General features: G+C 72.1%; 21 protein-coding genes. 6 read left to right on the top strand and 15 right to left on the bottom strand.

Features of this window, described 5'->3' with window-relative positions:
* Positions 1-38: 38 nt before the first annotated feature.
* Positions 39-710, top strand: coding sequence for a potassium channel family protein (locus Sco07f_RS09085; protein WP_042821828.1), 672 nt, complete (start codon positions 39-41; stop codon positions 708-710).
* A complete protein-coding gene (locus Sco07f_RS09080; RefSeq protein ID WP_042821826.1) occupies positions 710-1,390 on the top strand; it encodes a potassium channel family protein in 681 nt (226 codons plus the stop codon). Before Sco07f_RS09085 ends, Sco07f_RS09080 begins: the two co-directional genes overlap by 1 nt.
* An 81-nt stretch (positions 1,391-1,471) precedes the next feature.
* On the opposite strand, the gene Sco07f_RS09075 is transcribed toward Sco07f_RS09080, so the two are convergent.
* The 8 genes from Sco07f_RS09075 to Sco07f_RS09040 form a co-directional block, all read right to left on the bottom strand.
* Positions 1,472-2,281 carry a DUF3159 domain-containing protein gene (locus tag Sco07f_RS09075; protein WP_108987491.1) on the bottom strand — a complete coding sequence of 270 codons (810 nt, stop codon included), beginning with the start codon at positions 2,279-2,281 and terminating at the stop codon, positions 1,472-1,474.
* A 3-nt stretch (positions 2,282-2,284) separates the two neighbouring features.
* A complete protein-coding gene (locus Sco07f_RS09070) occupies positions 2,285-2,683 on the bottom strand; it encodes an OB-fold nucleic acid binding domain-containing protein (RefSeq protein ID WP_076976707.1) in 399 nt (132 codons plus the stop codon).
* Positions 2,684-2,777: 94 nt separating this feature from the next.
* Positions 2,778-3,461: a response regulator gene (locus tag Sco07f_RS09065; RefSeq protein WP_007387802.1), complete on the bottom strand. Its 684-nt coding sequence runs from the start codon at positions 3,459-3,461 to the stop codon at positions 2,778-2,780.
* Entirely contained in the window at positions 3,458-6,088 is a 2,631-nt protein-coding gene (locus Sco07f_RS09060) for an ATP-binding protein (RefSeq protein WP_108987490.1), read from the bottom strand. Before Sco07f_RS09060 ends, Sco07f_RS09065 begins: the two co-directional genes overlap by 4 nt.
* 132 nt (positions 6,089-6,220) lie before the next feature.
* Complete coding sequence (locus tag Sco07f_RS09055) at positions 6,221-6,913, bottom strand: ABC transporter ATP-binding protein (protein WP_108987489.1); 693 nt, start codon at positions 6,911-6,913, stop codon at positions 6,221-6,223.
* A gap of 198 nt (positions 6,914-7,111) precedes the next feature.
* Entirely contained in the window at positions 7,112-7,864 is a 753-nt protein-coding gene (locus Sco07f_RS09050) for a DUF3710 domain-containing protein (RefSeq protein ID WP_007387799.1), read from the bottom strand.
* 1 nt (position 7,865) lies between these two features.
* Positions 7,866-8,417 (bottom strand): dUTP diphosphatase, encoded by a 552-nt coding sequence (gene dut, locus Sco07f_RS09045; protein ID WP_054099850.1) that lies wholly within the window; start codon positions 8,415-8,417, stop codon positions 7,866-7,868.
* Positions 8,414-8,998 carry a PaaI family thioesterase gene (locus Sco07f_RS09040; RefSeq protein ID WP_042821824.1) on the bottom strand — a complete coding sequence of 195 codons (585 nt, stop codon included), beginning with the start codon at positions 8,996-8,998 and terminating at the stop codon, positions 8,414-8,416. Before Sco07f_RS09040 ends, dut begins: the two co-directional genes overlap by 4 nt.
* Positions 8,999-9,055: 57 nt before the next feature.
* On the opposite strand from Sco07f_RS09040, the gene Sco07f_RS09035 reads away from it, so the two are divergent.
* Positions 9,056-9,520: a DUF3093 domain-containing protein gene (locus tag Sco07f_RS09035; RefSeq protein ID WP_007387793.1), complete on the top strand. Its 465-nt coding sequence runs from the start codon at positions 9,056-9,058 to the stop codon at positions 9,518-9,520.
* Between the two features lie 204 nt (positions 9,521-9,724).
* Here the strand turns inward: Sco07f_RS09035 and Sco07f_RS09030 are convergent, their stop codons facing one another.
* The 4 genes from Sco07f_RS09030 to Sco07f_RS09015 form a co-directional block, all read right to left on the bottom strand.
* A complete protein-coding gene (locus tag Sco07f_RS09030; RefSeq protein ID WP_108987488.1) occupies positions 9,725-10,681 on the bottom strand; it encodes a hypothetical protein in 957 nt (318 codons plus the stop codon).
* Positions 10,682-10,694: 13 nt separating this feature from the next.
* Positions 10,695-10,991 carry a DUF4193 domain-containing protein gene (locus tag Sco07f_RS09025; protein ID WP_003993510.1) on the bottom strand — a complete coding sequence of 99 codons (297 nt, stop codon included), beginning with the start codon at positions 10,989-10,991 and terminating at the stop codon, positions 10,695-10,697.
* A gap of 405 nt (positions 10,992-11,396) precedes the next feature.
* Positions 11,397-12,641 (bottom strand): sensor histidine kinase, encoded by a 1,245-nt coding sequence (locus Sco07f_RS09020; RefSeq protein WP_108987487.1) that lies wholly within the window; start codon positions 12,639-12,641, stop codon positions 11,397-11,399.
* A gap of 6 nt (positions 12,642-12,647) precedes the next feature.
* The gene (locus tag Sco07f_RS09015; RefSeq protein WP_007387794.1) at positions 12,648-13,301 is read right to left on the bottom strand and encodes a response regulator transcription factor; all 654 of its coding nucleotides are present in this window, start codon (positions 13,299-13,301) and stop codon (positions 12,648-12,650) included.
* Between the two features lie 439 nt (positions 13,302-13,740).
* Between Sco07f_RS09015 and Sco07f_RS40090 the strand changes: the two genes are divergently transcribed.
* The gene (locus Sco07f_RS40090) at positions 13,741-13,914 is read left to right on the top strand and encodes a hypothetical protein (RefSeq protein WP_007387792.1); all 174 of its coding nucleotides are present in this window, start codon (positions 13,741-13,743) and stop codon (positions 13,912-13,914) included.
* A 307-nt stretch (positions 13,915-14,221) separates the two neighbouring features.
* Here Sco07f_RS40090 and Sco07f_RS09005 read toward each other — a convergent pair whose 3' ends face one another.
* Positions 14,222-15,040 carry an inositol monophosphatase family protein gene (locus Sco07f_RS09005; RefSeq protein ID WP_007445144.1) on the bottom strand — a complete coding sequence of 273 codons (819 nt, stop codon included), beginning with the start codon at positions 15,038-15,040 and terminating at the stop codon, positions 14,222-14,224.
* Between the two features lie 8 nt (positions 15,041-15,048).
* The gene (locus tag Sco07f_RS09000) at positions 15,049-16,176 is read right to left on the bottom strand and encodes a ferrochelatase (protein WP_007445143.1); all 1,128 of its coding nucleotides are present in this window, start codon (positions 16,174-16,176) and stop codon (positions 15,049-15,051) included.
* Positions 16,177-16,360: 184 nt separating this feature from the next.
* Between Sco07f_RS09000 and Sco07f_RS08995 the strand changes: the two genes are divergently transcribed.
* On the top strand, positions 16,361-17,617 hold the full coding sequence (locus Sco07f_RS08995) for an MFS transporter (RefSeq protein WP_087789302.1): 1,257 nt from the start codon (positions 16,361-16,363) through the stop codon (positions 17,615-17,617).
* Entirely contained in the window at positions 17,559-18,896 is a 1,338-nt protein-coding gene (locus tag Sco07f_RS08990) for a D-arabinono-1,4-lactone oxidase (protein WP_108987486.1), read from the top strand. Before Sco07f_RS08995 ends, Sco07f_RS08990 begins: the two co-directional genes overlap by 59 nt.
* On the opposite strand, the gene Sco07f_RS08985 is transcribed toward Sco07f_RS08990, so the two are convergent.
* Complete coding sequence (locus Sco07f_RS08985; protein WP_108987485.1) at positions 18,820-19,725, bottom strand: hypothetical protein; 906 nt, start codon at positions 19,723-19,725, stop codon at positions 18,820-18,822. The genes Sco07f_RS08990 and Sco07f_RS08985 overlap by 77 nt on opposite strands.
* Between the last annotated feature and the right edge of the window lie 311 nt (positions 19,726-20,036).

Below are 20,036 nucleotides of genomic sequence, written 5' to 3'. Positions count from 1 at the left end.
CCCCGGTAAGAGGGCTGAGAAGAAGAGTGGTGTGAGCCGTGCACATTGTCATCATGGGCTGCGGGCGGGTGGGCTCAGCGCTCGCCCAGACCCTGGAGCAGCAGGGGCACACGGTCGCCGTGATCGACCGGGACCCCACCGCCTTCCGACGCCTCGGTTCCTCGTTCGGCGGCCGGCGGGTCACCGGGATCGGCTTCGACCAGGACACCCTGCGTGAGGCGGGTGTGGAGGAGGCCGGTGCCTTCGCCGCCGTCTCCAGCGGGGACAACTCGAACATCATCGCCGCCCGCGTGGCGCGCGAGATGTTCGGCGTGGAGAACGTCGCCGCCCGCATCTACGACCCGCGCCGTGCCGAGGTCTACCAGCGCCTGGGCATCCCCACCGTGGCCACCGTCCGCTGGACGGCCGACCAGATGCTGCGCCGGCTGCTGCCCTCGGGTGCCGAGCCGCTGTGGCGCGACCCCACCGGCGGTGTCCAGCTGGCCGAGGTGCACACCTCCTCGGCCTGGGTCGGTCACAAGATCAGCCGCCTTCAGGAGGAGACGGGCGTGCGGGTGGCTTTCGTCACCCGGCTCGGGGAGGCGATCCTGCCCTCCTCGCAGACCGTCCTTCAGGAGGGTGACCTCGTGCACGTGATGATGCGCACCGACGAGGTCCACAAGGTCGAGGCGGCGTTCGCCAAGGGTCCCGAAGAGGAGGGCGGTCACTGATGAGGGTCGCCATTGCCGGAGCCGGCGCGGTCGGCCGTTCGATCGCGGGCGAGCTGCTGGAGAACGGCCACGAGGTCCTGCTCATCGACAAGGCGCCGACCGCCATCTCGGTCGAGCGGGTGCCGATGGCGGAGTGGCTGCTCGCCGACGCGTGCGAGATCACGTCCCTGGACGAGGCGGCGCTCCAGCGCTGCAACGTCGTCATCGCCGCCACGGGCGACGACAAGGTCAACCTGGTCGTCTCCCTGCTGGCCAAGACGGAGTACGGCGTTCCGCGCGTCGTCGCCCGGGTGAACAACCCGAAGAACGAGTGGCTGTTCAACGAGTCCTGGGGCGTGGACGTCGCCGTCTCCACCCCGCGGCTGATGTCGGCCCTGGTGGAGGAGGCGGTGAGCGTCGGCGACCTGGTCCGGCTGCTGCGTTTCAGCCACGGCGACGCCAACCTCGTCGAGCTGACGCTGCCGGAGGAGTCGGCCCTGGCCGGCACCCAGGTCGGCGACGTCCAGTGGCCCGAGGACACCTCGCTGGTGACGATCATCCGCGGCACCCGGGTGCTGACGCCGTCCCGGGAGGACTCCCTGGAGGCGGGCGACGAGCTGCTCTTCGTGGCCGCGCAGGCCCGCGAGGAGCAGCTGGAGGACCTCCTGTCGGCCCGCAGGCGACCGGAGGGCACGGTCTGAGCGGGCGGTACGACGCGGTACGGCGGTGGGGCGCCCGGAGTTGTCCGGGCGCCCCACCGCCGTATCGGGTCGTCCTGCGCGTCAGGCCCTGCGGTGCCTGCCGCCGCGCGGGTCGGCTGCCTCCCCGTCGGCCCCGGGCGGTCCCGGGAGGGCTGCGTCGGCCTCCTGCTGGCGCCGTTCCCGCTCGGCCTTCTCCGCCTTCTCGGCCTCCTCCGCCGCCTCCATCTCCGCGAACACGTCGATGGGAGCCGGCGCCTTGGCCAGGAAGACCCAGGTCAGCCAGACGGCGAGCAGGAAGGGCGGGATCTTCAGGGTGACCAGGACCCAGCCGAGCTGCTCGGTGTCCGCCCACCAGTACAGCGGGAAGAGGATCGCGCTCTTGGCGAGCAGGATCAGGCCCCACGCGTAGCTGGCCTTGGTGTAGGCCTTCTTGCGGCCCGGGTTGCGGGTGCGCCAGGAGAGGTTCTCCTTGAAGACCGGGCCGAGGATCAGGCCGATCAGCGGCACCCCCGCCAGCGAGGTGACGATGTACGCCAGCGCCAGGCCGAGGGTGTAGAGCATGCCCGGCAGATAGAAGTTCTTGGCGTTGTCGGTCATCATCGCGAAGACCACGCCGAAGGCGACCCCGAAGACGCCGCTGAAGGCGTGCTTGACGGTGTCCTTCATCGCCAGCCGGACCACGACCAGCACCACGGACACGGCCAGGGCCGCGATCGCCGACATGTGCAGGTCGTTGTTGAGCGTGAAGATGGTGACGAAGAGCAGGCCCGGCAGCACCGTCTCGACCATGCCGCGCACGCCGCCGAACGCCTCGAACAGCGCGGCCTCCGTCACCGCCCGGGCGTCGTCGGCCTCTGTCGTGTCTTCGGTCGGCTTGTCGAGCGACGTCACCGGCTACTCCCGTCCGAGGGGTCTCAGTTCGTATTTCGGGTTGAAGAGCACCCGGCGGCCGTGGCTCATGGAGATCCGGCCCGATGCGATGAGCTTGCGCCCCGGCTCTATGCCCACGATGGAGCGTCTGCCCAGCCACACCACGTCCAGGGCGGCGGACCCGTCGAACAGCTCGGCCTCCAGGGCCGGGACGCCCGCACGCGGTCGCAGGGTGACCGTGCGCAAGGTACCAGTTACCGACACGACCTGTCGGTCCTGGCAGTCTCCGATGCGCGTGCACCCGGCGGTGTCGGCGTCCTCGCGCAGTTCCTCCGACTCCAGGTCCTCCTGCGACGAGGAGAGCCGGTCGAACATGCGCCGGAACCGGCCCACCGGCTTGTCGGAACGCGGAGCAGCACTCATATCTGAAGCGTACCGGGGCCCGCCGACGGCCATGCACCCCTCTGGGGACGGGATGGCGAGACTCACGTCGCCCTCACGTCCCGTGCACTCCCTCTCACTTCTCGAAGCGGTACCCCATGCCCGGCTCGGTGATGAAGTGCCGCGGGTGCGCGGGGTCCGCCTCCAGCTTGCGGCGCAGCTGGGCCATGTAGACCCGCAGGTAGTTCGTCTCCGTCCCGTACGAGGGACCCCACACCTCCTGGAGCAGCTGCTTCTGGCTCACCAGGCGCCCGGTGTTGCGCACCAGCACCTCCAGCAGATGCCACTCGGTGGGCGTCAGGCGTACGTCCTTCCCGCCCCGGTGGACCTTCTTCGCGGCCAGGTCGACGGTGAACTCCGCGGTGTCCACGACGACCTCGTCCTCGCCACCGGGGACGGGTTCGGCCCGGCGGACGGCGGCCCGCAGCCGGGCCAGCAGCTCGTCCATGCCGAAGGGCTTGGTGACGTAGTCGTCGGCGCCCGCGTCCAGCGCCTCGACCTTCTCGTCCGAGGAGTGCCGGGCGGACAGCACCAGGATCGGCACCCGGGTCCAGCCGCGCAGTCCCTTGATCACCTCGACGCCGTCCATGTCGGGCAGGCCCAGGTCGAGCACCACCACGTCGGGGTGGCGGGCGGCGGCGAGCTGGAGGGCGGTGGCACCGTCGTGGGCGGCGTCGACCTCGTAGTGGCGCGCCTTGAGGTTGATCACGAGGGCGCGCACGATCTGGGGTTCGTCGTCGATCACGAGGACGCGGGTCATCCGGCGGCCTGCCTTTCTGCGGTCGCGCTTTCTGCGGTCGCGTCTTCCGCGGTCGCGCCTTGCACGGTCGTGTCCGGCGCGGTCGCACGTTCTGCGGTCGTGGGCCGGGGGGCCGTCGTGGAGGCGCCGGCGGCTCCCACCGCGCGCAGGGTCAGGACCATGGTGAGTCCGCCGCCGGGGGTGTCCTCCGCGTTCAGGGTGCCGCCCATCGCCTCGGCGAAGCCCCGGGCCACGGCCAGGCCGAGCCCCACCCCGGCCCCGCGCGGGGCGTCGCCGTGGCGCTGGAAGGGCTCGAAGATGCGGTCCTTGGCCTCGTCCGGCACTCCCGGCCCCCGGTCGACGACGCGCACCTCGACGCGGTCGGCGAGGGCGCTGGCGGCGACCAGGACGCTCCGGTCGTCCGGACTGTACTTGACGGCGTTCTCCACCAGGTTGGCCAGCGCCCGCTCCAGGAGCCCGGCGTCCACGGCGACCATGGGCAGCGTCTCCGGGATGTCCAGCTCCGTGCTGCCCTCGGGGACCCCGCCGAGCGCCATCGGCGCCACCTCGTCCACGTCGATCTCGCGGATCAGCGGGGTGACGGTGCCCGTCTGGAGGCGGGACATGTCGAGCAGGTTGCCCACCAGGTGGTCGAGCCGGTCGGCGCCCTCCTCGATGCCCTCGAGGAGCGCCGCCCGGTCCTCCTCGGACCAGGCCACGTCGTCGGACCTGAGGCTGGTCACCGCCGCCTTGATCCCGGCCAGCGGGGTGCGCAGGTCGTGGCTGACGGCGGCCAGCAGCGCGGTGCGGATGCGGTTGCCCTCGGCCAGCGCGCGGGCCCGGTCGGCCTCCTCGCGCAGGCGGCGCCGGTCCAGGACGACGGCGGCCTGCGCGGCGAAGGCGGCCAGTACCCGGCGGTCCTCGGCGGGCAGGACGCGGCCGGTCAGCGCGAGTGCCATGTGGTCGCCGACGGGCATGTCCACGTCCGCGTCCTCCGGGCGGTCGACCGGGGGCCCCGACCCGGCGCGCCCCGCGCAGGTCCAGGGCGCCACGTCGTCCTCCCGTTCCAGGAGGGCGGCCGACTCCATGCCGAACGTCTCGCGCACCCGCTCCAGGAGCGTCTCCAGACTCGTCTCGCCGCGCAGCACGTCCCCGGCGAGGAAGGACAGGATCTCCGACTCGGCGCGCAGCCGGGCGGCCTGGTGGGTGCGGCGGGCCGCGAGGTCGACGACCGAGGCCACGGAGAGCGCGACGCCCACGAATATGGCGAGCGCAAGCATGTTCCTCGGGTCGGCGATGGTGATCCGGTTGACCGGCGGCGTGAAGAACCAGTTCAGCAGCAGTGACCCGACCGCGGCCGAGGCCAGCGCCGGATACAGCCCGCCGAGCAGGGCGGCCGCCACGGTCAGCGCCAGGTAGAGCAGGACGTCGTTGGCGAGCCCGAGGTGGACGGTGTTGAGCAGCAGCGTCAGCAGCACAGGACCGCCCAGGCCGGCGAACCAGCCCCAGACGATCCGGGACCGGCCGAGCCGCGCACCCCGGGCCACCGGCAGTCCGCGCCCCTTGGCGACCTCCTCGTGGGTGACGATGTGGACGTCCAGGTCGGGGCCGGACTCGCGGGCGACGGTGGCGCCGACGCCGGGTCCGAAGACGTACTGCCAGGCCTTGCGGCGCGAGGAGCCGAGGATGATCTGGGTGGCGTTGACACCGCGGGCGAAGTCGAGCAGGGCGGCCGGTATGTCCTCGCCGAGCACGTGGTGGAAGGTGCCGCCGAGGTCCTCCACCAGGGTGCGCTGCACCGCCAGCTCCTTCGGGGAGGCGGAGGTCAGCCCGTCGCTGCGGGCTATGTACACGGCCAGCACCTCGCCGCCGGCACCCTTCTCGGCCAGGCGCGCGGCCCGGCGTATCAGCGTCCGGCCCTCGGGGCCGCCGGTCAGGCCGACCACGATGCGTTCGCGCGAGCCCCAGATCTTCGAGACGCGGTGCTCGCTGCGGTACTGCTGGAGGTACTCGTCGACCCGGTCCGCCACCCACAGCAGCGCCAGCTCGCGCAGGGCGGTGAGGTTGCCGGGGCGGAAGTAGTTGGACAGGGCGGCGTCGACCTTGTCCGGCTGGTAGATGTTGCCGTGGGCCATGCGCCGGCGCAGCGCCTGGGGCGACATGTCGACCAGTTCGATCTGGTCCGCGCGGCGCACCACCTCGTCCGGCACGGTCTCCCGCTGCCGTACGCCGGTGATCGACTCCACGACGTCGCCGAGGGACTCCAGGTGCTGGATGTTGACGGTCGAGACGACGTCGATCCCGGCGGCGAGGAGTTCCTCGACGTCCTGCCAGCGCTTGGCGTTGCGCACGCCGGGGACGTTGGTGTGGGCCAGCTCGTCCACCAGCGCCACCCGGGGGGCGCGGGCGAGGACCGCGTCCAGGTCCAGCTCGGTGAAGACCCCGCCCCGGTACTCGACCTCCCGGCGCGGTATCTGTTCCAGGCCGCGGAGCATCACCTCGGTGCGCGCCCTGCCGTGGTGCTCGACGAAGGCCACCACGCAGTCGGTGCCCCGTTCCACGCGACGGTGGGCCTCGGACAGCATGGCGTACGTCTTGCCGACGCCCGGTGCCGCGCCGAGGTAGATCCGAAGCTTGCCGCGTCCCATGGCCTCATTGTCTTCCGGTCGGCGCCGAGTGCGCAGCGTCGACCCTACGACCCGCAATCGCGGCAAAAGGGGCGGGGGTGCGGATGCCGGTCGTCCTTGACGGAACTCTGACGGCCACCGCCCCGGGCGGTGTCACTCCTCGGCGACCTCGCCGTCCCGCAGCTCCAGCACCCGGTCGGCGAGGTCGAGCAGGGTGGTGTCGTGGGTGGCGACCAGGGCGGTGACCCGCTCGCTGCGTACGACGGCCCGCAGCAGCTCCATCACCGAGTGCCCGGTCTCGGCGTCCAGCTGGCCGGTGGGTTCGTCGGCGATCAGCAGCGCGGGGTTGTTGGCGAGGGCGCGGGCGACGGCGACCCGCTGCTGCTGGCCGCCGGACAGCTCACCGGGGCGCTGGGCGGCGTGGTCGGCGAGGCCGACGAGGGCGAGCAGCAGCTCGACGCGCTCCTCGCGTTCCCGGGGCGCGGCCCGGCGCAGGCGCATCGGGACGCCGACGTTCTCGGCGGCGGTGAGGATCGGGATGAGACCGAAGGACTGGAAGACGAAGCCGACCCGGTCCCGGCGCAGGGCGAGCAGTCCGTCCTCGTCCAGCTCCGCGAGGTCCCGGCCGTCGACCTCGACCCGCCCGGTGTCGGGGGTGTCGAGGCCGCCGACGATGTTGAGCAGCGTGGTCTTCCCGGATCCCGACCGGCCCTTGAGGGCGACCAGCTCACCGCGCGGCACGTCGAAGGAGACGCCGCGCAGGGCGTGCACGGCGGCGCCGTCGCGGCCGTACGACTTCCGCACGTCCGATACGCGCACCATGGTCCCGGTGGCCACCTGGCTCATGTCGCAACCTCCCCCGTCGTACGCCGTGGAACCGGGCGCCAGTATCACCGGCGCGGGCGGCGGGTTCAACGGCCGGGACCGGATCACCCGGGCCCGTACGAGCACACGTCCGCCACGACGCCGACGGCCGCGCCCTCGAAGGGGCGCGGCCGTCGGCGTCGTGGCTCGCGTACGGCGGAAAGCCGTACCAGGTGTGCGCTAGCGCACCTCGGTGATCTCCGGTCCGCGCTGGAGCTGGCCCATGCCGCCGGCGAAGCGGGAGCCCTCCTCCTGCTGGACACCCTCGGGGACCATCTGCGCGTCGTTAGGCAGCTTCAGGACGATGGGGTCCCGGGGGGCCATCGGGCCGTCGCCGCGGACGACGACCGTGTCCCGGAAGATCTGCTCCAGCAGACCGGCGGCCTGCGGCTGCACCGCGCCCTGGCCCGAGATCACGCCGCGCAGGAACCAGCGGGGCCCGTCCACACCGACGAACCGCACGACCTGGAAGCCGCCCGTGCCGTCCGGCAGCTGCACCGGGACCTGGGCCCGCAGCTCCCAGCCCAGCGGACCCTCGACCTCGTCGATGATGCCGCCCTGCTGGGTGATGCCGGAGCCGATCTCCTCGCGCACCTCGCCCCAGATGCCCTCGCGCTTGGGGGCGGCGAAGCCCTGGAGCTGGATGGCGCTGTCGCGCAGCACGACGGTCGCGGCGACGATCGCGTCGCCCGCGACCTCCACCCGCAGTTCCATGCCGTCGACCCCGGGGATGAACAGGCCGCCGAGGTCGACCCGGCCCTCGCCCGGGTCGCGGACCTCGGTGCTGTCCCAGGGCCCGTCGGGGCGCGGCTCGGGCTCGAGCCGCACGCGTTCGCGCTCTTCGTCCGCCTCGGTGTCGACGCTGTCGACGACCTGCTCGGTCTCGCCGGCCGCGTCCTCGGCGGCGTCGTTCTTCTTGCGACGTCCGAACACGTCACTGTCCTTCCCGGTCGGATACGACCGAAGCGTATCGATTCCCACCCGTCGGGCCGCCTTCGGCGACCTGACCGCTTGTGCCGCTTGCAGGGTCCAATCCGGCGTGGCCGCCGGTGGATCCGAAGCCCCCCTCGGCCCGCGCCGAGCCGGGAAGCTCCGCGACCTGACGGAAGCGGACCCTCTCGACCTGCTGGACGACCAGTTGGGCAATCCGGTCGAAGCGCTCGAACCGCACGCTTTCGCGCGGGTCGAGATTCACCACGATCACCTTGATCTCCCCACGGTACCCGGCATCAATCGTCCCCGGGGCATTCACGAGGGCGACACCGCAGCGGGCGGCCAGTCCGGAACGTGGGTGCACGAAGGCCGCGTACCCCTCGGGGAGCGCCACAGACACGCCCGTGGGCAGAACGGCGCGTTCGCCGGGCGCCAGCTCGCAGTCGGCGGTGGTGCGCAGGTCGGCGCCCGCGTCGCCGGGCTGCGCGTACTCCGGAAGCGGCACGTCGGGGTCGACACGGCGGATCAGCACCTCGAGCCCCGCGCCGCTCACGGGTTCACCTCGAAGGCGCGGGCGCGGCGGAGCTGGTCGGGGTCGTCCATGGCGGCGCGGATCTCCTCCTCGCGGCCGTTCTGGACGAAGTGCTCGACCTTGACCTCGATGAAGAGGGCGTCGGCGCGGACGGCCACCGGGCCGTCGGGCCCGCCGATCCGGCCGGTGGCGGTGGAGTAGATCTTGCGGCCGGCCACCGCGGTCACCTCGGCCTCGAGGTACAGCGTCGTGTCGACGGGCACCGGCCGGCGGAAGTCGGTCTCGAGCCGTCCGGTCACCGCGATGGTGCGCAGCAGCCAGTTCAGCGAGCCCAGCGTCTCGTCCAGGGCGGTGGCCAGCACGCCGCCGTGGGCCAGGCCGGGGGCGCCCTGGTGGGCGGGGCGGACGACGAACTCGGCGGTGATCGACACGCCTTCGCCCGCCCGCGCCTGGAGGTGCAGTCCGTGGGGCTGGTCGCCGCCGCAGCCGAAGCACTGGCCGTAGTGGGCGCCGAGCAGCTCGCCGGGGGCGGGCGCGTCGGGGTGCCGTACGGGTTTCACGGCGTCGGCGGGGGGCTGAAGACCTGGGGAAGTACCACTCACAGGCGCAGACCTTACCCGTGCGTCGGCCGAACACCGACCCCGTGCCAAGCTTGGTTCATGCAGCTCTCCACGGCCCCGTACGAAGAACGCCTCACCGCACCCCGCTCCTGGTGGCTGGTCTCCTTCCTGGTGGGGCTGGCGTTCGCGCTGATCCTGCTGCCCTTCGGCACGCTGCCGATGCTGGGCGGCCTGGCGGGCGGCACGGCGGTGGCGGCGGTGGCGGCCAGTTCGTACGGCGCGGTCCGCATCCGGGTCGTGGGGGACTCGCTGATCGCGGGCGAGGCGAGGGTGCCGGTCTCGGCGCTGGGCGAGGCGGAGATCCTCGATCCGGAGGAGGCCCGCGCCTGGCGCACGTACAAGGCCGACGCCCGGGCGTTCCTGCTGCTGCGCGCCTACATTCCGCGGGCGGTGCGGGTGCTGGTCACGGACCCGGAGGACCCGACTCCGTACCTGTACCTGTCGACGCGCGAGCCGGAGCGGCTGATCGAGGCCCTGACGGCGGCGAAGGCGGCTGCCGCGTAGCACCTTGCCCGGCGGTCCCGGTCGGGACGGGGCGCGGCACCGCGTGGGGCGCCGAAGCGGTCCGGTCCGTGCGGCCCGCAGGGCGGTCGAAGGGTGTTGGCGCGGTCGGTGGGGGCGACAGGGCCCCGGTGCGCGGCAGGATCCGTCCGGCCGGAGCCGTCGCTCGTCCGGGACGGGCCGGCGGGCGGGCGGGGGCGGGAGTGGTCAGCGCTCGTCTTTGCCGAAGCTTTCCCCGCGGCCGGGCCGGCCGGGTCCGATCCCCTTGGCGATCTCACCCATGTCCAAGGCGTCCTGCGGCCGTTCCAGCGCCGGGAGGTCCTCCAGGGCGCTCCAGGCGACCTGGTGCCTGCGCAGGTCGGTGCGGATTCTCGCGGCCAGCTTTCTGGTGTCGCGGCGGTTCATGACGGCGCCCACGGCCGCGCCCACCATGAAGGGCATCAGGTTCGGCAGGTCGCGCACCATCCGCTTCATGATCTGCTGGCGCAGCTGGCGCTTCATGTGGCTGTTCATCGCCGAGCCGAGGGTCGACGGCTTGGACACGTCGACGCCGCGTTCGTCGGACCAGGAGTTCAGGTACGCGGTGCTGCGCTGGGCGAGGCCGCCGGGCGGGCGTACGCCGTAGACCTCGTGGAGTTCGGCGATCAGCTTGAGCTCGATCGTCGCGACGCCGGTGATCTCGGCGGCCAGTTCGGTGGGCATCGCGGGCGGTACGGGCAGCATCGCCGCCGCTCCGATGCCCGCTCCCACGGTGGCCGTGCCCTTGGCCGCGCCGGCCACGAGCCGGTCGGCGAGCTCTTCGGGGCCGAGGCCGGGGAACTGCCCGCGCAGCGTCGCCAGGTCCCGGACGGGCACGCGGGGTGCCAGGTCGATGATCCGGTCGGCGAGGTGCCCCAGGGCCGCTCTGGCGCGGGCGCCGCCGTTGCGCACGCCCTGTCCGGCCTTCTCCCGGAACGCCGCTGCCCGGCGCCGGGCAGCGGGTGCCGGAGGCCGCGTGGTCGCCGGGAGGTCACTCCGGTCGGCCACTGGCTCGAGCGGGGCCTTACCTGTATCGGTCGGGCCCCGCTCGTCGTCACGCGCGCTGTAGGGACCGTCGGACGGCCCTTGGTCCGCTCCTCGTCGGGAGAAACGGCGCTTCCAGGGAGGGGTCGAGCCGGTGGTCACGGCCGACCCCGCCTCAGTCGCAGTCGCGGCAGATGGGCTGGCCGTTCTTCTCCCGGGCCAGCTGGCTGCGGTGGTGCACCAGGAAGCAGCTCATGCAGGTGAACTCGTCCTGCTGCTTCGGAAGTACACGGACGGCCAGTTCCTCGTTCGAGAGGTCGGCGCCGGGAAGCTCGAGGCCTTCCGCGGCCTCGAACTCGTCGACGTCGACGGCCGAGGCGGACTTGTCGTTCCGCCTCGCCTTCAGCTCTTCGAGGCTGTCCGAGTCGACGTCGTCGTCGGTCTTGCGTGGAGTGTCGTAATCGGTTGCCATGGTCACTCTCCCCCTCTGGGTGTCTGCGGTGTCTTCAGCGCACGTAACGCGTGAGAGGCCGGACTTGTGCCCGACCCGAGGCGGAGATTTTGCCTCACATCAAGGTCTGTTACTCAATCGACACCCAACCGGACCTCTCTCGAGTGATCGGCTTGGATGGCGATGGGGACCGTACACGGTCCGAATGCCGCACTTCAAAGGCGTCTCACCGTGTACTTCCCGTGATCTGGACCCCTGAAAACCGGGATTTTCCCGGCTTTCCGACAGGGTGCATGATCACGGAGAGTAGACGGCGGGAAAGTCTTCGTTGTGATCGATCACACACGCGACTCCTGGGCCGGTGGCCTGGAAATTCCGCTCAAAGCGAACATCCTCGGGTCTCGGTGAGATGTCGGGGTCATGATCTCAGACGGGCAGCGTCACGCGCATCACGAGCCCTCCGCCCTCACGCGGCTGGGCGTAGATGTGCCCGCCGTGGGCCCGGGCCACGGACCTCGCGATGGAGAGCCCGAGCCCGACGCCCTTGTCGCTGCCCGTCCGCTCGGTGCGCAGCCGCCGGAACGGCTCGAAGAGGTTGTCCACCTCGTACGCCGGGACGACCGGGCCCGTGTTGGTGACCACCAGGACCGCCTGTCCGCCCTCCACGGCCGTGGTGACCTCCACCCAGCCCTGTTCCGCCACGTTGTAGCGCACGGCGTTCTGGACGAGGTTCAGGGCGATCCGCTCCAGCAGGACGCCGTTGCCCTGGACCACCGCGGCCTCGCGGGTGCCGCGCAGCTCCACGCCCTTGGTGTCGGCCTCGGCGTGCACCTGGTCGATGGCCTGGCCGGCCACCTCGGCGAGGTCCACCGGTTTGCGCTCGACGATCTGGTTGTCGCTGCGTGCGAGCAGCAGCAGGCCCTCGACCAGCTGCTCGCTGCGTTCGTTGGTGGCCAGCAGCGTCTTGCCGAGCTGCTGGAGCTCCACCGGTGCGCCAGGGTCGGACAGGTGCACCTCCAGGAGGGTGCGGTTGATCGCCAGCGGCGTGCGCAGCTCGTGGGAGGCGTTGCCCACGAAGCGCTGCTGGGCGGTGAAGGCCCGCTGGAGCCGCTCCAGCATGTCGTCGAAGGTGTCGGCCAGCTCCTTCAGCTCGTCGTCCGGGCCGTCCAGCTCGATCCGGCGGGAGAGGTCGGAGCCCGCCACCGCGCGCGCGGTGCGGGTGATCCGGCCCAGCGGGGACAGGACGCGCCCGGCCATGGCGTAGCCGAAGGCGAAGGCGATCACGGCGAGGCCGAGGAGCGCCAGCAGGGAGCGGCTGAGCAGGTTGTCCAGGGCGACCTTGCGCTGGTGGTCCATGCAGTCGCTGATGGCCGCGTTGAAGTCGGACAGCGACAGGCCGCCGTTGTCGACGACCGGACAGGTGCTGCTGGAGACCTTGAGGTCGGTGAAGTCGACGATCTTGTACAGCGGTTCGTTGCCGGTGCGCACCGCCTGGGCGGCGAGCAGGTAGATGATCGACAGCAGCAGAATGCCGGCGATCAGGAACATGCCGCCGTACAGCAGCGTGAGCCTTATCCGGATGGTGGGGCGCAGCCACGGCAGCGGTGTGACCGAGCGCGGGTCCCACGTGGGCTTGGGGGGCGCCCCGGGGGGCGCGGGTGTCGTCGCCACGGCCGGTCAGATCCGGTATCCGGAGCCGGGGACGGTGACGATGACGGGCGGCTCGCCCAGCTTGCGGCGCAGGGTCATGACGGTCACGCGCACGACGTTGGTGAACGGGTCGGTGTTCTCGTCCCAGGCCTTCTCGAGCAGCTGCTCGGCGGAGACCACGGCGCCCTCGCTGCGCATCAGGACCTCGAGCACGGCGAACTCCTTCGGGGCGAGCTGCACCTCCTTGCCGTCGCGGAAGACCTCGCGGCGGTTCGGGTCGAGCTTGATCCCGGCGCGCTCGAGGACGGGCGGCAGGGGCACGCTGGTGCGCCGGCCCAGGGCGCGCACGCGGGCGATCAGCTCGCTGAACGCGAAGGGCTTGGGCAGGTAGTCGTCGGCGCCGATCTCCAGGCCCTCGACCCGGTCGCTGACGTCGCCGGAGGCCGTGAGCATGAGCACGCGCGTGGGCATGCCCAGCTCGACGATCCTGCGGCACACGTCGTCGCCGTGCACGAGGGGGAGGTCGCGGTCGAGGACGACCACGTCGTAGTCGTTGACGCCGATGCGCTCCAGGGCGGCCGCACCGTCGTACACGACGTCGACGGCCATGGCCTCCCGGCGCAGTCCGGTGGCCACCGCATCGGCGAGCAGCTGCTCGTCCTCGACGACGAGTACGCGCACGTCGCTTGTCCTTCCTGTGTCCACCCGCGTAGCGCTTCTCGGACGCACGAGGGCAGGGGGCTGGTGGGTGTGTTGCCTCCATCCTGCCCTTTTCGGCCATAAGTCGGCTGTAAGACGGGTGAGGGGCCGGTACCGAGGCCGGTGACGAAGAAGCGTGCGGAAAGACTGCGGAAGCGGGAATGCGGGATTTTCTCGCGCGGTTGAGGTTTCCGCGAAGGGGAGCCGGGGGAGGACGGCTTTACACCCCGCGATCACGCTCTGCCTGTACCGCGTTACCGCGCGGTACGCCGCGGTCCGCTTCCGCAGAGCGGGCGTGGGTGTCCGGCACCGTCGCCGCCCGGTGGGGCTGCGCTGGGCACTCCACCGGAGACGTGATCGTCCCTTCCGATCGGCACACCCCCGTGCCAACGACCCACGACCCAGGACGAGGGGGCGCAGCATGGACGCTTTCACCGCAGGACTTCTGCAGCGCATAAAGACGACCGAGTCCGACCTCTCCCGGGCCCGCGACGAGGGCGACGAGTTCCTTGTCGAGGTGGAGCTGGGCGAGCTCGACGATCTGCGCCGTCTCGCTGCCGAGCACGGTGTGGAGGTCAGCGCGACCAACGCCTGATCGGCCCGCGAAGGACGAGGCCCCGGCGAGATCCAGCGCCGGGGCCTCGTCGTGCGCGGTGCTCGTGCGCGGTGCCGTCCGGCGGCCGGGCAGGAGGCGGTCGCCGGGCCCCGCACGGGGTTGTCACCACCGGCCACGCCGCCGACGGAACGCCACTTCCCCGCGCCGAGGGCCCCACCTCGCGCTGGACCCTCGGCCCGGCAGGCTGCACACGGCCGGGGAGGCCCGGCCCGAGGCGCCGGAGGGCCGCGCCCCCGGCACTCCCCCGCGCCGGCCGGCACCCGGCTTCCGCCCGACCGCCGGAGGCCTACGCGCCGAAGTCCGCCAGGAGGCTCTGGAGCGGTTCGAAGACGGCCGGGGTGGCGGCGATGGTCAGGTCGGCGCCGGGACGCTCACCGGGGCGTCCACCCGTCACCGCGCCCGCCTCCCGGGCGATCAGGTCGCCCGCCGCGAGGTCCCAGGGATGCAGTCCGCGCTCGTAGTAGCCGTCGAGGCGTCCCGCGGCCACGTCGCACAGGTCGATCGCGGCCGAGCCGCCGCGCCGGATGTCCCGCACCAGCGGAATGAGCCGACGCGCGATCTCGGCCTGCTCCGCGCGGACGTCGGCGACGTAGTTGAAACCGGTGGAGACCAGCGCCTGGTCCAGCGGGGCCGCGGACCGGCAGGCGAGCCTGCGTTCGCCCTCCCAGGCACCCGTGGCCCAGGCGCCGCCGCCCAGCAGCGCGTGGTACGTCTCGCCCCGCATCGGGGCCACGACCACGCCGGCCACCCGCTCGCCGTCCTGCTCGGCGGCGATGGAGACCGCCCAGGTGGGAAGCCCGTAGAGGTAGTTCACCGTGCCGTCGAGCGGGTCGATGACCCAGCGGACACCGCTGGTGCCCTCCGTGGCGGAGCCCTCCTCGCCGAGGAAGCCGTCGTCGGGGCGGCGGTCGGCGATCAGCCCGGTGATCAGTTTCTCCGCCGCGATGTCCATCTCGGTCACGACGTCGATCGGGCTGGACTTGGTGGCGGCGACCGCGAGGTCGGCCGGGCGGCCGTCCCGCAGCAGCTCGCCGGCGCGGTGGGCCGCCTCCTGGGCGATCTTCAGCAGGTCGGCGTGGAGCGGGTCGGGCGTCACGTCGGTCACGGGGCTCCTCAGGCGTAGGGACTGTCGGCACCGGCCGCCGCGGGCCGGGGGGCACGGGCGGGACAGCAGCCGACCGGGCACAGGTTGTGGCTCGCACCGAGCGTGCCGAGGGCGCAGGGCGTGACCTCCTGCCCGCGCTCGTCACCCGCCCGCTCCAGGACGAGGTCGCGGACGGCCGCCGCGAAACGGGGGTCGGCGCCCACGGTGGCCGAGCGGCGCACCGGCAGCCCCAGCTCACCGGCCTTGGCGGTGGCCTCCGTGTCGAGGTCGTACAGGACCTCCATGTGGTCGGAGACGAACCCGATGGGCGCCATGACCACGGCGGGGACACCGGCCGCGTGCCGCTCTTCCAGGTGGTCGCAGATGTCGGGCTCCAGCCAGGGGATGTGCGGCGCGCCCGAGCGCGACTGGTACACGAGCTGCCAGGGGTGGTCGACGCCGGTGCGCTCGCGTACGGCGTCGGCGATCAGCCGCGCCACGTCCAGGTGCTGGCGCACGTACGCCCCGCCGTCACCGTGCTCCTCGACCGGTCCGGAGGTGTCGGCGGCGGAATTCGGGATCGAGTGGGTGCAGAACGCGATCTGCGCGCCCTCCCGGACCTCCTCGGGCAGCTCGGCGAGGGAGCGGACGACCCCGTCGACCATGGGCTCGACGAAGCCGGGGTGGTTGAAGTAGTGCCGGAGCTTGTCGATCTCCGGCAGCTCCAGGCCCTCGGCCTCCAGGGCGGCCAGCGCGTCCGCGAGGTTCTCGCGGTACTGGCGGCAGCCCGAGTACGAGGCGTACGCGCTGGTGGCGAGCACCAGGATGCGGCGGCGGCCGTCGCGGACCATCTCGCGCAGGGTGTCCGTCAGGTACGGCGCCCAGTTGCGGTTGCCCCAGTAGACCGGCAGGTCCAGACCGTGCTCGGCGAAGTCCTTGCGGAGGGCGTCCAGCAGGGCGCGGTTCTGGTCGTTGATGGGGCTGACCCCGCCGAAGAGGAAGTAGTGCTGTCCGACTTCCTTGAGGCGTTCCTTGGGGATGCCGCGCCCCCGCGTCACGTTCTCCAGGAACGGGACCACGTCGTCCGGGCCCTCCGGGCCGCCGAACGAGAGCAGGAGCAGGGCGTCGTAGGGGCTGGCATCGAGCACGTCTGGCATGCCCCGATCCTGCCACCCGGCACTGACAGCGGGGAAACGGCGGGGCACCGACCGTGCGTGTCACCAGGTCCGAGGGGGTGTCTTCGGGCGCGGTGACGAGTAAGCTGTATCGACTGCGTTCGCACCTTACGAAGCCGTCGCCCTGCCGTCGCCCTGCCGTCACTGAGCCGCTTCGGAGACCTCGTTGGCCAGTCCCTACCGCGCCCTGTTCGCCGCCCCCGGCACCAAGGGCTTCTCCGCCGCGGGCTTCCTCGGCCGGATGCCGCTGTCGATGATGGGCATCGGCGTGGTGACGATGATCTCCCAGCTCACCGGGCGGTACGGACTGGCCGGGGCCCTGTCGGCCACCATCGCGCTCGCCGCAGCCGTGGCCGGCCCGCAGGTCTCGCGCCTGGTGGATCGGTACGGGCAGCGCCGGGTGCTGCGCCCAGCGACCCTGGTGTCACTGGCCGCGGCGGCGCTTCTGCTGCTCGCCGCGCACTACGGGTGGCCGGACTGGGTGCTGTTCGTGGCCTGTGTGGGCATCGGCTGCGTGCCGAGTCTCGGCGCGATGGTCCGGGCCCGCTGGGCGGCCCTGTACCGGGGCACGCCGCAACTGCACACCGCGTACTCCTTCGAGTCCGTGGTGGACGAGGTCTGCTTCATCTTCGGCCCGATCGTCTCCATCGGCCTGTCCACGGCCTGGTTCCCGGAGGCCGGGCCGCTGCTCGCCGCCTGCTTCCTGGCGACGGGCGTCTTCTGGCTGACCTCGCAGCGCGCCACCGAGCCGGAACCGCACCCGCGCGAGCACACGGGCGGCGGCACCGCACTGCGCTCCCGGGGCCTCCAGGTGCTGGTCGGCACCTTCGCGGCCACGGGGACGATCTTCGGGGCCATCGACGTGGTCACCGTGGCGTTCGCCGAGGAGGAGGGGCACAAGGCCGCCGCCAGTCTCGTCCTCGCCCTCTACGCGGCGGGATCGTGCACGGCGGCCATGATTTTCGGGCTGCTGCGCTTCGCCGGGCCGCCGGAACGCCGCTGGCTCCTGGGCGTGTGTGCGATGGCCGTGAGTATGATCCCCCTCCTACTGGTCGGAAACTTGCCGTTTCTGGCCGCGGCGCTGTTCGTTGCGGGTCTGTCCATCGCTCCCACGATGATCACGACGATGTCCCTCATCGAAGAGCACGTGCCGCGCACGCAGCTCACCGAGGGCATGACCTGGGTGAGCACCGGACTCGCGGTCGGGGTCGCGCTCGGCTCCTCCGCGGGCGGCTGGGTGATCGACGCCTCCGGGGCGCGTGCCGGGTACGGGGTTCCGGCGGTGGCCGGGGCCGTCGCGGTCGCGGTCGGTTTCCTCGGGTACCGCCGGCTCAAGCGGCCGGCACCGCGTCGGGGAGGGACCGTTGAGCAGCACACGCACGGCGAGCGGCAGGACGAGCGGCCGGAACGGCACATGGCGTAACTGGGGCGGCAACGTCTCGGCGCGCCCCGCGCGGGAGGCCGCTCCCGCCTCCGTCGACGAACTGGCCGCCGCCGTTCGCAAGGCGGCCGAGGACGGGCTGCGGGTCAAGGCGGTCGGCACCGGGCACTCGTTCACGTCGATAGCCGCGACGGACGGTGTGTTGATCCGCCCTCAACTGTTGACGGGCATCCGCGACATCGATCGCGACGCGATGACGGTCACGGTCGAGGCCGGCACCCCGCTCAAGAGGCTCAACATGGCGCTCGCGCGTGAGGGCCTGTCGCTGACCAACATGGGCGACATCATGGAGCAGACCGTCGCGGGGGCCACCAGCACCGGCACCCACGGCACGGGCCGCGACTCCGCCTCGATCGCCGCGCAGATCCGGGCCCTGGAGCTGGTCACGGCGGACGGCTCGGTGCTGACCTGCTCCGCGGACGAGAACCCCGAGGTGTTCGCCGCGGCGCGGATCGGCCTCGGCGCGCTGGGCGTCGTCACCGCGATCACCTTCGCCGTGGAGCCGGTCTTCCTGCTCACGGCCCGCGAGGAGCCGATGCCGTTCGACCGGGTCCTGTCCGACTTCGACGAACTGTGGTCGGAGAACGAGCACTTCGAGTTCTACTGGTTCCCGCACACCGGCAGCACCAACACCAAGCGCAACAACCGCAGCGCCGGTCCGGAGCGGCCGGTGGGGCGGTTCCAGGGCTGGCTGGACGACGAGTTCCTCTCCAACGGCGTCTTCCAGGCGGCGAACTGGGTCGGCCGCGCGGCCCCCGCCGCCGTCCCGGCGATCGCCCGGATCTCCAGCAGGGCGCTCTCCGCGCGGACGTACACGGACACTCCCTACAAGGTCTTCACATCACCCCGCCGGGTGCGGTTCGTGGAGATGGAGTACGCCGTTCCGCGCGAGGCCGTCGTCGGGGTACTGCGCGAACTGAGGACGATGGTCGACCGTTCGCGGCTGCGGATCAGCTTCCCGGTCGAGGTGCGCACGGCCCCGGCCGACGACATCACGCTGTCCACCGCCTCGGGACGCGACAGCGCGTACGTCGCCGTCCACATGTTCCGGGGCACGCCCTACCAGGCGTACTTCACTGCCGCCGAGCGGATCTTCACCGCGCACGAGGGGCGGCCGCACTGGGGCAAGATCCATACCCGGGACGCCGAGTACTTCTCCCAGGTGTACCCGCGCTTCGGCGAGTTCACGGCGCTGCGGGACCGTCTTGACCCGGACCGTCTGTTCCTGAACGACTACTTGCGCCGGGTTCTGGGGCCGTAGCCGAGGCACCCGGGTCGGGGGCCCCGGTGCCGCCGGTGCCCTCCTCGCCGGTGGCGTCCGGGGTGGGCGCCGGGCTGGACGGCGTGCCACCGTCCTCCGTACCGCCGCCCTCCGCGGCACCGCCTTCCGGGCTCCCGGAAGGGGTGGCGGCGGGGGTGTCGCCGCCGGAACCGGAGCCCTTCGAGCCGCCCGCGTCCTCCGAGTCGCCCGGGACACCGGAATCACCCGGGTCCCGGCCGTCCTGCGCGTCCTCGGAGTCGCCGGAGCCGCCCGACTCCCCGGAACCCGGCGCGGACTCGTGGTGTCCGGTGAAGGCGCTGCCCACGGTGGTGCTGCGGCCGCCGCTCAGGCTCTGGCCGGAGGCGACCTCGTACGCGGTGATCCCGGCCATGGTGACGCCGAAGACGAGTGCCGCCGCGACCAGCGGGCGCCGCCAGCCCCGGGTCCGCGCGCGATAGATGGTCCCCTCGGTGAAATCGCCCGGGGCCGAGGCCGGTCCCGCGGCGGAAACCGGCCCCGCATCCGGCACCGTGACCGGAACCGACACGGGCCGCCCGCCGATCCGCACGGCGGTGACGGTGCGCTTCACCCGGATCTGCTCCCCGGTGCGCCGGAAGAAGTGCTGGAGCACCGAGCCCCCGCAGGTGGCGACGACACTGATCAGGCCGGCGCCGGCGATCGTGCCGTAGACGCCGAAGGAGGAGGCGAGTTTGGCGGCCACCACCGCGGCCAGGGCGCTGCCGGCGACCTGGGGCACACTCAGGTCGATCCGCCTGGGCTCCCCCTTCGAACTCACGTCGGCCTCCGCGTCATCGGACCTTTCACGCATCCTCGGACCTTGCCTTCCTTTCCGGCACGGGAGCGATCAACTGCACGAGAAAGGGACGTGCGACCGAAACCATTAGTTCCGTTTCTGGTGATTGCGTGAAGTACGCCACGTCCAAGATCGCGGCAGCCGCACCGGATGCGGCCGGACACCACCTCTTGCGAGAAGTTGGGCGGCGCGCCAATCCACGCACGTGGTCCGAATGGAGTACTGTTGCGAGCCCTGGAGCCGGTCTCCCGACAGGGGGTCCGGCACCTCGAAGGACCGCCGGGAGGGGGCTACTTGCACAGGGTGACCGAGTTGGTCACTTAGCG

Source organism: Streptomyces coelicoflavus (genome assembly GCF_003112555.1).
GTDB lineage: Bacteria > Actinomycetota > Actinomycetes > Streptomycetales > Streptomycetaceae > Streptomyces > Streptomyces coelicoflavus.
Note: the sequence above shows the minus strand (reverse complement) of the source record. Positions and strands in the feature narration are given on the sequence as shown.